11 protein-coding genes are annotated in these 12,491 nt (G+C 65.7%); 6 read left to right on the top strand and 5 right to left on the bottom strand.

Going from position 1 to position 12,491, the window contains the following annotated elements; genetic code table 11:
• Window positions 1–12: 12 nt before the first annotated feature.
• A complete protein-coding gene (gene urtA, locus ACFWO8_RS04485; protein ID WP_378941793.1) occupies window positions 13–1,263 on the bottom strand; it encodes an urea ABC transporter substrate-binding protein in 1,251 nt (416 codons plus the stop codon).
• Window positions 1,264–1,599: 336 nt separating this feature from the next.
• Between urtA and ACFWO8_RS04480 the strand changes: the two genes are divergently transcribed.
• Window positions 1,600–3,429: an acyl-CoA dehydrogenase gene (locus ACFWO8_RS04480; RefSeq protein ID WP_378941786.1), complete on the top strand. Its 1,830-nt coding sequence runs from the start codon at window positions 1,600–1,602 to the stop codon at window positions 3,427–3,429.
• A 4-nt stretch (window positions 3,430–3,433) separates the two neighbouring features.
• Here the strand turns inward: ACFWO8_RS04480 and ramB are convergent, their stop codons facing one another.
• Entirely contained in the window at window positions 3,434–4,840 is a 1,407-nt protein-coding gene (gene ramB, locus ACFWO8_RS04475) for an acetate metabolism transcriptional regulator RamB (protein WP_378941779.1), read from the bottom strand.
• A 93-nt stretch (window positions 4,841–4,933) separates the two neighbouring features.
• On the opposite strand from ramB, the gene ACFWO8_RS04470 reads away from it, so the two are divergent.
• From ACFWO8_RS04470 to ACFWO8_RS04450, 5 genes are all read left to right on the top strand, one after another.
• On the top strand, window positions 4,934–6,436 hold the full coding sequence (locus ACFWO8_RS04470; protein WP_378941768.1) for an ATP-dependent DNA ligase: 1,503 nt from the start codon (window positions 4,934–4,936) through the stop codon (window positions 6,434–6,436).
• A 73-nt stretch (window positions 6,437–6,509) separates the two neighbouring features.
• Window positions 6,510–7,697, top strand: coding sequence for an anion permease (locus ACFWO8_RS04465; RefSeq protein WP_378941760.1), 1,188 nt, complete (start codon window positions 6,510–6,512; stop codon window positions 7,695–7,697).
• 12 nt (window positions 7,698–7,709) lie between these two features.
• A complete protein-coding gene (locus ACFWO8_RS04460) occupies window positions 7,710–7,991 on the top strand; it encodes a hypothetical protein (protein WP_378941751.1) in 282 nt (93 codons plus the stop codon).
• An 11-nt stretch (window positions 7,992–8,002) separates the two neighbouring features.
• Window positions 8,003–8,368: a DUF3349 domain-containing protein gene (locus ACFWO8_RS04455; RefSeq protein ID WP_378941748.1), complete on the top strand. Its 366-nt coding sequence runs from the start codon at window positions 8,003–8,005 to the stop codon at window positions 8,366–8,368.
• A gap of 95 nt (window positions 8,369–8,463) precedes the next feature.
• Entirely contained in the window at window positions 8,464–9,138 is a 675-nt protein-coding gene (locus ACFWO8_RS04450; RefSeq protein ID WP_378916408.1) for a TetR/AcrR family transcriptional regulator, read from the top strand.
• 63 nt (window positions 9,139–9,201) lie between these two features.
• On the opposite strand, the gene ACFWO8_RS04445 is transcribed toward ACFWO8_RS04450, so the two are convergent.
• The 3 genes from ACFWO8_RS04445 to ACFWO8_RS04435 form a co-directional block, all read right to left on the bottom strand.
• The gene (locus tag ACFWO8_RS04445) at window positions 9,202–10,218 is read right to left on the bottom strand and encodes an alpha/beta hydrolase (protein ID WP_378941741.1); all 1,017 of its coding nucleotides are present in this window, start codon (window positions 10,216–10,218) and stop codon (window positions 9,202–9,204) included.
• 519 nt (window positions 10,219–10,737) lie between these two features.
• Window positions 10,738–11,754 (bottom strand): XdhC family protein, encoded by a 1,017-nt coding sequence (locus tag ACFWO8_RS04440; protein ID WP_378941736.1) that lies wholly within the window; start codon window positions 11,752–11,754, stop codon window positions 10,738–10,740.
• A gap of 15 nt (window positions 11,755–11,769) precedes the next feature.
• The gene (locus ACFWO8_RS04435; RefSeq protein WP_378941729.1) at window positions 11,770–12,366 is read right to left on the bottom strand and encodes an NTP transferase domain-containing protein; all 597 of its coding nucleotides are present in this window, start codon (window positions 12,364–12,366) and stop codon (window positions 11,770–11,772) included.
• Window positions 12,367–12,491 lie beyond the last annotated feature (125 nt).

Below are 12,491 nucleotides of genomic sequence, written 5' to 3'. Positions count from 1 at the left end.
CTATCGGGCTGGTTACTTCAGGCCCTTGGCCCACTCGTAGGACTTCAGGTACGGGTCCGGGGTGATGGCCTTGCCGGAATCCCAGACGGTGTAGATGAGTCCGTCGGGGCGGATCTCACCGATCCGGGCGGTCTTGGTGATGTGGTGGTTGGAGCCGTCGATGGTGACGGTGCCCTCCGGGGCGTCGAAGCTCACGCCGTCGGCCGCGGCCTGGATGTCGGCCACCGCGAACGACTTCGCCTTCTCGACGGTGTTCTTCCACAGGTACACCGAGGCGTAGGCGGCTTCCATCGGGTCCGAGGTGGGCTTGTCGGCGCCGAAGGCGGCCTTGTAGTCGGCGACGAACTTCTTGTTCGCCGGGGAGTCGACGGTCTGGTAGTAGTTCCAGGCGGTCAGCTGGCCCGCGATGTTCTGCGCACCGATACCGGCGACCTCTTCCTCGGCGATCGACACCGAAACCACCGGCATCTCAGCGGCTTTCAGGCCCGCGTTGGTGTACTCGCGGAAGAAGGCGACGTTGGAGTCACCGTTGAGGGTGTTGAACACCGCGCCCGCCTTGGCGGCCCGCACCTTGTTGATGATGGTGGAGAAGTCGGTGGAGCCGAGCGGGGTGTAGTCCTCGCCCTTGATCTCGATGCCGTTGGCCGCGGCGTAGGCCTTGATCTCGCGGTTGGCGGTCTGCGGGAAGACGTAGTCGGAGCCGACCAGGTAGAGGGACGTGATGCCCTTCTGCTTCAGGTAGTCCAGCGCGGGGATGATCTGCTGGTTGGTGGTGGCGCCGGTGTAGAAGATGTTCTTGGAATCTTCCAGACCCTCGTACTGCACGGGGTAGTAGAGCAGCGAGTTCAGGTTCTCGAACTTGGGCTTCATGGCCTTACGGCTCGACGAGGTCCAGCCGCCGAATACCGAAGCGACACAGTCGGAGCTGATCAGCTTCTCCGCCTTCTCGGCGAAGGTCTTGGGGTCGGAGGCGCCGTCTTCGAGGACGATCTCGATCTTCTTGCCGAGCACACCGCCCGCCGCGTTGATCTGGTCGATCGCCAGCTTGGTCGAATTGGCCACGGTGACTTCGGAAATGGCCATGGTGCCCGACAGCGAGTGCAGCGAGCCCACCTTGATGGTGTCCTTGCTGGTGTCGACGCAGGAGGCGGCGGTCGAGCCGGTCGACGCGTCGTCGCGAGCACCACAGCCGGTGAGCAGCAGGCCGGCGACGGCCACCGCGGCAGGCACGACAAGTGCCTTGACCAAACGGGATTCAGACATGGGCGGTTCTCCTCATCAGGTGTAACGGTGGCGCCATACGCGCCACAACGAACACCGCCGCTGCTCCCGGCGACTGGATGTACACCGAGTTGTATACAGCTGCTGTATTCGTGATTCGAGACAGTAGATGGAACGTGTTGCACCCGAATGTCTCCCGGTCACGTGTCCGTTTCGTCTGTTTCATCCATGTGAATTCTTCGCCGGCGGTCTGCCGAAGGATCGGCTTGCCTACGGTTGCGTAGGGATGTGGCGATGCGGCACGCTTCGATTTGTACGACGTCGAGCAGCCGAGCCACACGGCAATCGGGCCGTGTGCGGTCAGTCGAGGAGGGCCCAGTGGGGCACTACAAGGCGAACGTGCGTGACATCGAGTTCAATCTGTTCGAGGTGCTGAACCTCGCCAAGCTCCTGGATACCGGCGCCTACGGCGACCTGGACTCCGATACGGTGCGCCAGCTCCTCGACGAGGTGAGACACCTGGCCGAGGGGCCGATCGCGGACTCGTTCGCCGAGGCCGACCGGCACCCGGTGGTCTTCCATCCCGATACCTACGAGATCACCGTGCCCGAACCGCTGCGCAAGACGGTGGACATGGTGCGCGAGGCGGGCTGGTACCGCCTCGGCATGCCGGCGGGCATGGACGGCACCGCCGCCCCGAACGCGCTGATGTGGGCGATCAACGAGCTCATCATCTGTGCCAATCCGGCGGCCAGCTTCTTCAATATGGGCCCGCTGATGGGCTCGGTGCTCTACGGGGTCGGCAACGACGAGCAGAAACGCTGGGCACGCGGCGGGTTCGAGCGCGGGTGGCAGGCCACCATGGTGCTCACCGAGCCCGATGCCGGATCCGATGTCGGCGCCGGCCGCACCAAGGCCGTGCCGCAGCCCGACGGGTCGTGGCACATCGAGGGCGTGAAACGGTTCATTTCCGGCGGTGACGTGGGTGATCTGGCGGAGAACATCGTCCACCTGGTGCTCGCGCGGCCGGAAGGCGCCGGTCCCGGCACCAAGGGGCTGTCGCTGTTCTATGTGCCGAAGTTCCTCTTCGATCCCGAGACGCTGGAACTGGGCGACCGCAATGGTGTCTATGTGACGGGTGTCGAGCACAAGATGGGGATCAAGTCATCGCCGACCTGCGAGATGACCTTCGGCGGCACCGCGGTGCCCGCCAAGGGCTGGCTGGTCGGCGATGTGCACAACGGCATCGCCCAGATGTTCAAGGTGATCGAGAACGCGCGGATGACGGTGGGTGTGAAGTCGTCGGGGACATTGTCGACCGGGTATCTGAACGCGCTGGAGTACGCCAAGACGCGGGTACAGGGCGCGGATCTGACGCAGATCGCCGACAAGGCGGCGCCGCGCGTCACCATTACCCATCACCCCGATGTACGCCGGTCGCTGGCCATGCAGAAGGCCTACGCGGAGGGGCTGCGCGCGGTGTATCTGTATACCGCCGCACATCAGAACGAGGATGTGGCGCAGCTGGTATCCGGTGCCGATCCGGAGACCGCGCACCGCGTGGACGATCTGCTGCTGCCGATCGTCAAGGGCGTCGGATCCGAGCGCGCGTACCAGTTGCTCACCGAGTCGCTGCAGATCTTCGGTGGCTCCGGCTATCTGCAGGACTATCCGATCGAGCAGTACATCCGCGACGCCAAGATCGACTCCCTCTACGAGGGCACCACCGCGATCCAGGCCCAGGACTTCTTCTTCCGCAAGATCATTCGCGATCGCGGCGTCGCCTTGGCTCACGTGAACACCCAGATCAGCGTCTACCTGGACAACGACACCGGCCGCTTCGCCGCCGAGCGCGCGCTGCTGCGCACCGCCCAAGCCGACGTCGGCGCCATGGCCGCCACCCTCACCGGTTACGCCATGGCGGGCCAGACCGACCCCGCTGAGCTCTACAAGGTCGGCCTCGGCTCGGTCCGCTTCCTGATGTCGGTCGGCGACCTCCTCATCGCCTGGCGCCTACTGGTCCAGGCCGACATCGCCGCCGCCGCACTGGCCGCGGAGGCCGCCCCGCAGGACCGCCCCTTCTACCAGGGCAAAGTCGCCGCGGCGAGCTTCTTCGCCAAGAACGTCCTGCCTGAACTCACCGCCACCAAGAACATCCTCGCCACCATCGACAACGACATCATGGCCGTCCCGGAGGAAGCCTTCTGAGAAGCTATTTGATGAGGTAGGGCGAGACCGAACTGCGGTGTTCGCTGATGTCGAGGGCCTTGCCCAGTGGGGGGAAGGCGCGCTGGGGGCAGTTGGCGCGGACGCAGACTCGGCAGCCCGCGCCGATGGGGGTGGCCACGGCTTCGCCGAGGTCGATGCCGTCGGCGTAGACGACGTGGCCGGCGTGGCGTAGTTCGCAGCCGAGGCCGATGGCGAAGGTCTTGCCGGGTTGGCCATAGCGGGTGGCGCGGCGTTCGACGGTGCGGGCGATCCAGAGGTATTTGCGGCCGTCGGGCATCTGGGCGATCTGGGTCATGATCTTGCCGGGGTAGGCGAAGGTCTCGTAGACGTTCCACAGCGGGCAGGTGCCGCCGCTGGCCGAGAAGTGGAAACCGGTGGCGGACTGGCGTTTCGACATATTGCCCGCCCGGTCGACGCGGACGAAGGAGAAGGGGACGCCGCGCAGGGTCGGTCGTTGCAGGGTGGACAGGCGGTGACAGATGGTTTCGAAACTCTGCGAGAAGAAGGCCGACAGGCGCTCGATGTCGTAGCGGAAGTTCTCGGCTACTTCGTGAAAGTGTGTGTAAGGCAAGACCATCGCGGCCGCGAAATAGTTCGCCAGGCCGAGCATCGCGAGTTTGTGCGAGGCGTCGGAGGCGAAATTGCCTTCCTCGACCAGTTTTTCGAGTAGTGGGCCGCACTCGAGGTAGGAGAGCTCGGCGGCGAGCTTGAAAGTGCGCTGGCCGCCGGACAGGTGCGGGGAGATCTCGAGCTGTTTGGTCTCGGGGTCGAAGTGGTGCAGCACGCCCTCGCCGAGGTCGATGCGCTCGCTGATCCGCACGCCGTGCGCGCGCAGCAGGCGCACGATCTCGGTGCTCACCTCGCCACCGTGGAATCGGATGCGTGCGGTGAGATCTTCCGCGGCGGTGTCCAATTCGTGGATGTAGTTCTGGCGCTGATAGAAGTAGTCGCGCACTTCCTCGTGCGGCTTGCTGATCGCGGCGCTGCCGGAACCGTCGGAGAACCGGTCCTCGGTGGCGGCGGCCAGCTGCGCGCTGGTGTTGCGGTAGCGGTTGTGCATGGCCACCAGGGCGCGTGCCATCGACGGATGCGCGGAGACCATGTCGGCGATCTGCTGGGTGTCGGCCTCGATGCCGAGCTCGGCGTCCATCACGACTTCGGACAGCTCGGCGATCAGGCGGGTGTCGTCCTGGGCGGAGAAGAAGGTGGGGTCGACGCCGAAGACCTCGTTGATGCGTGTCAGCACCGGCACGGTGAGCGGTCGCACGTCGTGTTCGATCTGGTTGAGGTAGCTGGCCGAGATCTCCAACTTCTGCGCGAGCGCGACCTGGCTCAGCCCACGCTCGGTGCGCAGCTGGCGCAGCCGCGCTCCGACATAGGTCTTGGCCATATGTCCAGTTTAAGGGCGATTTCGCAGGCTTGCCAAAGGATTCTTAACAACGGGCTCGAGCTCTGTGTCACACCCTCGCGATACTGTCGTGAGGTGCTGTTCAGCGATGTCGTCACGGCTTCCGCGGCTGTGCGAGCGACCAGGTCGCGCAAGGCGAAAATCGCCGCGCTGGCCGAGCTTTTCGGTGCCGCCGGGCCAGCCGAGATCGGCACTGTGGTGGCGTGGCTGTCCGGTGAGCTGGTGCAGGGGCGGATCGGGGCCGGTTGGCGCACGGTGACCGGGCTCGATACGCCACCGAGTGGCGACGCGAGCCTGACCGTCGGCGAGGTGGACGAAACCTTCTCCCAGCTCACCGGGCTCACCGGAAAAGGCTCGGCCAACCGGCGTCGCGAATTGCTCACCGCGCTCTTCACCGCGGCAACAGAGGAAGAGCAGTCCTTCCTGATCCGCCTGCTCACCGGCGAACTGCGGCAGGGCGCGCTCACCGCGATCGTTGTCGAGGCACTCGCACAATCCACCGGTATCCCCGTCGACGTGGTGCGCCGAGCCCACATGCTCTCGGGCCAACTCCCCACCACCGCGATCGCCGCGCTCGCCGGGGGCGAACAAGCACTGTCGGCCTTCCGGCTCGAGGTAGGCCGCCCCGTAGCGCCGATGCTGGCCTCGCCCGGCGGCTCACTGGACCAGGCCCTCGCCGAGCTGGGCTCCGACGTCAGCGTCGAACACAAGCTCGACGGCGCCCGCATCCAGGTGCACCGCGACGGCGACCAGGTCTGGGTCTTCACCAGAACCCTGCGCGACATCACCACCGGCGTCCCCGAACTCGTCGACCTGGTCAAAACCCTCGACTGCACCACCGTGGTCCTCGACGGCGAAACTCTCGCCCTCACCGACGCGGGCCGCCCACGCCCGTTCCAGGAAACGATGAGCAGGTTCGCCACCATCGGCGATCCACGCCAGTTGCACCCCTATTTCTTCGACTGCCTGCACCTCGACGGCGTCGACCTCATCGACGAACCACTGCGTGTCCGCCGCGTCGCGCTCGAGCAGGTCGCGGGCGAACACAGCATCCCCGCGCTCATCGCGCCGAGCCCCGAGGCCGCCGCCGACTGCTATGACGACGCACTGGCCGTCGGCAACGAGGGCGTGATGGTCAAGGCGCTCGATGCCACGTACGCCGCGGGCCGACGCGGCAAGGCCTGGCAGAAGATCAAACCCGCGCACACCCTCGATCTACTGGTGATCGGCGCCGAATGGGGCTACGGCCGCCGCACCGGTTTCCTGTCCAATCTGCACCTGGCCGCCCGTGATCCGGAGACCGGCGAGCCGGTGATGGTCGGCAAGACCTTCAAGGGTCTCACCGACGAACTGCTGCGCTGGCAGACCGAGGAATTCCCGCGGCATGAAACCCACCGAGACGGGCAGACGGTGTACCTGCGCCCCGAACTCGTCGTCGAGATCGCGCTCGACGGCGTCCAGACCAGTACCCGATATCCGGGCGGGGTGGCGCTGCGCTTCGCCAGAGTAGTCCGCTATCGGCCGGACAAGGAGCCCGCGCAGGCCGAGACGATCGATGCGGTGCGCGCGATCGGCTGAGGTCAACCCGTGTTCGCGCGACTTACCCGCAACAGTTTGGCAATCCGGCGCCGGCATACGACACACTGTTCGGGTGAGCGCCGAACTAATGGTCCTGTTGATCGTCATCGTCACAGCTCTCGCATTCGACTTCACCAACGGATTCCACGACACGGCCAACGCCATGGCGACCTCGATCGCCACTGGTGCGCTCAAGCCGAAGACGGCGGTCGCCCTGTCCGGTGTGCTGAATCTGATCGGTGCGTTTCTGTCGGTGTCGGTGGCGGCGACGGTGGCCAAGGGCATCGTGCAGTTGAACGAAGTGAGCGGACATGACCTGCTGGTCATCGTCTTCGCCGGCCTGGTCGGCGGCATCCTGTGGAACCTGTTCACCTGGCTGCTCGGCTTGCCGTCGAGTTCCTCGCACGCGCTGTTCGGCGGCTTGATCGGCTCGACGATCGCCGCGCTCGGCTGGAACGGGGTCATCTGGGCATCGGGTTCGGACGGCGTGCTGATCAAGATCGTGTTGCCCGCGCTGCTCGCGCCGGCGATCGCGGCCGTGGTGGCGGCCATCGGCACGTTCCTGGTGTATCGGATCACCCACGGCGTCGACCGGGGCAAGACCGACGAGGGTTTCCGCTGGGGGCAGATCGGCTCGGCCTCGCTGGTTTCGCTGGCGCACGGCACCAACGACGCGCAGAAGACGATGGGCGTCATCTTCCTCGCGCTGGTCGCCTACGGCTCGCTGGACAAAGACGACCACATGCCGCTGTGGGTGATGTCGGCCTGCGCGGTCGCGATCGCCCTCGGTACCTATCTCGGCGGCTGGCGGATCATCAGGACCCTCGGCAAGGGTCTGGTCGAGATCGAGTCGCCGCAGGGTCTGGCGGCGGAGTCGACCTCGGCGGCGATCATCCTCACCTCGGCCCACTTCGGCCTGCCGCTGTCGACCACGCAGACCGCGACCGGCGCGATCCTCGGTACCGGCATCGGCAAGGGCGCCGAGGTGCGCTGGCGGGTGATGGGCCGGATGGCCGTGGCCTGGCTGCTGACCCTGCCGATGGCAGGCATCGTCGGCGCGATCTGCTGGGCGATCGCGCACCTCATCGGCGGTCTCGCCGGCGTCCTCGTGGTCTTCGGGCTGCTGATCGCGGGATCGCTCGGGATCTACCTCCGGTCGCGCCGGGACCCGGTGGGCACCCACAATGTGAACGAATGGCCCGAGGGCCATCAGCCACCCACCTCGGCACCGTCGCCGATCGACCAGAACCACGCCGGGTAGAGGGGAGCGATCATGAATACCGTGATCACCAATCTGAGTTCACTGTGGGAAGTGGTGCTCGCCGCGCTGATCTTCGGCGCGGGCGTACCCGCGGTCTTCGCCTTCGCCGTGCGGTGGTGGGCCAATGCCGAGACCGTCGACGCCGAGGGCCGGGTACAGCGCAACTATCCGGCGCTGGCGGGTGCGCTGATCTGCCTGCTCCTCATCGTCGTCGTGGTGATCTCCGGAATCCTGTTCACCGCCAAGGCATTCATCGCCCACCAGTTCGGCATCCATCTGTTCGGCCAATCATGAGTGAGGACGCCATGACCGATCCGAACCCCACCCCGCCGAGCCCGTCGGTCCGCGGCAACCTGCTCTCGCGGGTGCTCGGCTGGTTGCGGGCCGGGTATCCGCAGGGCATTCCGCAGTCGGACTACGTCGCGTTGTTCGCGGTGCTGCACCGTCACCTCACCGACTACGAGGTGGTGGTGATCGGCGAGAAGCTGGTGAAGGCGAATCCGAATCGGGAGTCGATCAGCGAGGCCGAAATCGAAGCGGCCATCGCCGATTTCGCGAAGGAGCAGCCCGCGCCCGACGATGTCTCGCGCGTGGCTTCGCATCTGGCGGCCGGTGGCTGGCCGTTGGCCGAACCGCTCGACGAGGGTGAACCAACTACCGAACAGAATTGATCGTCGCGCTTCGACAATTCCCGTGTGTCAGCGCAATTCACCGCGACAATGGCGAATCGCCTGGCTGCCGGGCGATCGCGCGCTAGCATGCATCCGTGGTTCGGCGTGCGGATGTAACCGATAGTGGTCGTAGTTACGGTGGATTGTCGCGCCAGCAGCGAGTCGCGCTACGCCGCAACAGGTTGACCGACGCGGCGCTGGAACTATTCGGCACCCAGGGATATTCGTCGACCTCGATCGAGCGACTGTGCTCGACCGCGAATGTGTCGACCCGCAGTTTCTACGAAGACATCGGTAGCCGCGAGGCATTGTTGATCGCACTCGTCGACCGGTTGAACGCGGCCGCGCTGCGCCGCCTCGACGAGGCCTTGGAAAGCACCAGTGAACAGCCGCTGGTGGTACGCGTGGTGGAAAGTTTCCGCGCGTTTCTCGCGGTGACCTGCCGTGATCGCCGGGCAGCGCGGGTGTTCTATGTCGAGGTCGTCGGGGTGAGTCCGGTGGTGGAGGAATGGCGGCGCGCGCAGCGGCGGTCGATTTCGGCACTGCTCACCCGGGAAGCGCAACGTGCCGCCGAGCGCGGCGAAGCGGAATCGCGCAGCCTGCACCTGTTCGGCCTCGCGGTAATCGGCGCGGTGAATTCGCTCGCCCAGGAGATGGTGCACGCCACCGTTCCCGGTGACGCGATCTCGGTCGACGAGATCTGCGAGGAGATCGCCTATTTCATCCGCTCCGGGCTCACGGTGCGCACCGCGGTCGCGCCGACAACGTAGCTCGCCCACAACGCAAAAACGGGAGGCATCCGGATTCGGATGCCTCCCGTTTTCAGTGGGAAATCAGATACCCATGCCCTGCGCGAGCAGCGGCCACGACTCGTGCAGCGCCTGCTCCCAGTACGGCCAGTAGTGGGTGCCCATCGGGGTGAACTGGTAGGTCGCCGGGATGCCGAGCGAGTCCAGCTTGGTCTTCAGGTTCTGCGTGCAAGCGTTGGTCGCCGCTTCGATGCCGATACCGAGACCGAGGTTGATCACGCCCATCGGGCCGGGCGAACCGTTGAGGTAGTAGGCGACGTCGGCGTTGGTCGGCATGCCGCTACCGCTGGAGATGTAGAGGTTGGTGCCGCGCAGCTTCTCGGCATTGATGACCGGGTCGTTCTCGACCCACGCCGGATCGTTGTCCGGGCCGTACATGTTCGCGGTCTTGCCACCGGCCCAGGTCTCCACGGAGAACTTCACGGCCTGCTTGCCCATCGGGTCGGCGATCTGCGCGCAGCCACTGTAGGCGGCGACGGACTTGAACAGACCCGGGTTGGCCTCGGCCAGCTGCAGCACCGAGGTGCCGGAGGTGGACAGACCGGCCAGCGAGTTGAGGCCGGTCGAGTTGAGGGCGCCGTCGAGCAGCGGCGGCAGCTCCTGGGTGAAGAAGGTGCGCCACTTGTTCAGGCCGAGCTTCGGGTCTTCTTGCTTCCAGTCGGTGTAGTAGCTGCCGCGGCCACCGATCGGCTGGATCACATTGACCTGCTTGTCGGCCAGGAAGCTGAGCGCCTGGGTCTGCGCGGCCCAGCTAGCGGTGCCCTCACCGCCGTCGAGGCCGTTGAGCATGTAGAAGTTGGGGGCCGGCTTGGACTCGTCGACGGGACGCTGCACGTCGATCGTGATGTCCTTCTTCATCGCCGCCGAATACACCTTCAGGTGCCACACGCGTCCATCTTTGACGATGGACGACACGGCTGAGGGCTTCTCGGGTGCGGCGGTGGCGGCGCCACCGGCGACAACGGCCACCGACAATGCGGCGGTCAGAGCCACGGCGGTGGTGCGCAGCGCGGCCACGGTACGTAGTGCAGAGAGCTTCATCGAACAGTCGGTTCCAGTCCACGGGCCCTGTCGGGCACGTCATCGCAGTGCTTCCCCCGGTCGCCGAGAGCATATGCGCTCAACGCCTGCAGGGCTGTCAGATCCTGTCTGACACTCTATGTCCTTTCGCCCGACCGAATCGTTACCGGTTCACTTTTGTCGGTGACCTCGAGCACGGATATCTGCCGCGCAATACAGCTCCGGATTCGGAGGTGCTGCTGCGACCAGCTACTCGTCCTTCGTGGGGTCGCCTCGTGAACTCGCTGTGATTTGTCATGCGCTATTGCTATGGCCCCATTGTGAACAAGCGTGGTGCGAGGGAGCGCGCCCAATTTCGGACGCAGAGTTACGGACAGTCCATCGCCTCACCGAAATTTTTCGGCGAGCAGAACCACTATTGCGGCGATTGCAACAGGCATTGTCCGGCAAAGAAAATGGGTTCCAGAAAAAATCACGCATGATCGTGATGTGAATGCCGCACGGAATATCTCTCCGCCGGACAGGCGGAGAGGCTGACCCCTAGATCGCCAGTCCCACTGCGGCGGAACCGTAGTCGCGCTGGGCGGCCAGGCGCAGACCAGCGCGGGAGGCGAGGAAGTCGGCGGTGATGAAGACGGCGGTCTCGGCGGGGGTGCGCGGGCCCGATTCCAGGCCCGCGGGCACGTGCACGCGGGACAGGGTTGGCTCGTCGAAGCCGCCCGCGCGCAGGTCGTCGAGGCGACGGGCCTGGTCGGCGGGGGTGCCGAGGGCCGCTAGGTAGCCGAGCTCGGGAAGTCGTAAGGCGACGGTGAGCAGCGGGATCTCGAAGCGCGGCTCGTTGGCCAGCACGACGATGGCGGTGCTGTTGTCGATCTCGCCCGCGGCCGAGAGGGTGTTGAGGTAGCGGTGCGGCCAGTCGACGACCACTTCGGCGCCGGGGAACGAGGCCGGGTCGGCGAACTCGGGGCGTGAGTCGCAGATGCTCACCCGGTAGCCGATCATCCGCGCCTGCGCGACGAGGGTGGCCGCATAGGCGTTGGCGCCGAAGATGATCAGGCGCGGCGGCGGGCAGTACGAGGCGACGAACAGATCCGACTCGGGCAGTGCGACGAGTTCGGTCGCGTGCTTGCGGTCGGTGACCAGATGCTGGCCGATGACATCGGGATCCTGATTCCAGACCACGGTGAACACGGTGACCCGGCGATGGGCTTGGATATCGGCGGCGATGGTGGGGAATTCGGGAAAATCGCGGCAGGAGAACGGCTCTACGAAGATATCGACGAGTGTGCCGTCGTCGGCGCTCGATTCCATACCGGTGAGCATGCTGTAGCGACGCAGTTGCCGAACGCCGGTGCGGCCCGCTTCCAATGCCGCCTCGTAGACGGTCTCTTCCAATCGACCGGAGGCGATGGATCCGAAGACGCCACCATTGGGGGTGACGAGCATCGAAGAGCCGATGGGCAGGGAATTGGTGCCGATGGTACGGACCACGGTGGCAAGGCCGCCCGTACGGCCCGAATGCCACACTCGCAGAAGGTCATCGACGATATCGCGCATATCTCACAACTCCGATCACCGTGCGCCGACTTCCGGGAAATCGCGATCGGTCCCTGTCGCCAAGTCGTCGCACGTGACGCACACCATATCCTGTCGACCGCCCAAATAGGAACCGGCCCCGATATCGCCTGCGGCTACCTCCGAAATGGCTTCCCAGTGCTTGTTCTCGATCACAACGGGATGCCCAGGTGTGGCGTGAAACACAGCACGGGCAAGTCCGCTCTGGCTCGAACGCGCCGCGGCGAGCACTCTGGCGACCACATCGGCCCCGATATCGGGGATGTCGACGGGCAAAAAAGCCACATAGCGAGTGTCGGTTTCGGTGGCGGCGCGCAGGCCCGCGCGCACTGTCGCGGCGAGTCCGGTCGCCCAGTCGGCGACCCACCGCCACTCGGTGCCGTCGGGCAGTCCGAGATCGGTCGGATCGGGTCCGGTCGCACCGAGCGCGACGATCACCGGATCGCAACCACCGTCGCGCAGGGCGGTGATCGCCGAGCGCAACCAGGCGCCGTTCTCGGCGAGTGCCTTGGGTTTGCCGTATCGCGTGCCCGCACCCGCCGCGAGGACGATGCCCGTGCACGACGCGTGCGCGGAAGGGTCGAATGAGGGCATGTGAGCGAAGGTAATGACGCAATGTTGCCGGTCGATTACGGCAGGGGAGCGCGGCGACGACGACACGCCGACGTGATGGAGTGCACAGCGGTGGCGGCAGGGCGGGGATCGCGCGATGCTGGATC

Origin of the sequence: Nocardia sp. NPDC058480 (assembly GCF_042720495.1) — a bacterium.
Lineage (GTDB): Bacteria > Actinomycetota > Actinomycetes > Mycobacteriales > Mycobacteriaceae > Nocardia.
Note: the sequence above shows the minus strand (reverse complement) of the source record. Positions and strands in the feature narration are given on the sequence as shown.

Excerpts from the sequence above, each read along its gene's own strand:
- ramB (WP_378941779.1), bottom strand. The coding sequence starts at position 4,840 with ATGGCCAAGACCTATGTCGGAGCGCGGCTGCGCCAGCTGCGCACCGAG.
- ACFWO8_RS04440 (WP_378941736.1), bottom strand. The coding sequence starts at position 11,754 with ATGCGCGATATCGTCGATGACCTTCTGCGAGTGTGGCATTCGGGCCGT.
- ACFWO8_RS04435 (WP_378941729.1), bottom strand. The coding sequence starts at position 12,366 with ATGCCCTCATTCGACCCTTCCGCGCACGCGTCGTGCACGGGCATCGTC.
- ACFWO8_RS04460 (WP_378941751.1), top strand. The coding sequence starts at position 7,710 with ATGAATACCGTGATCACCAATCTGAGTTCACTGTGGGAAGTGGTGCTC.
- ACFWO8_RS04445 (WP_378941741.1), bottom strand. The coding sequence starts at position 10,218 with ATGAAGCTCTCTGCACTACGTACCGTGGCCGCGCTGCGCACCACCGCC.
- urtA (WP_378941793.1), bottom strand. The coding sequence starts at position 1,263 with ATGTCTGAATCCCGTTTGGTCAAGGCACTTGTCGTGCCTGCCGCGGTG.
- ACFWO8_RS04455 (WP_378941748.1), top strand. The coding sequence starts at position 8,003 with ATGACCGATCCGAACCCCACCCCGCCGAGCCCGTCGGTCCGCGGCAAC.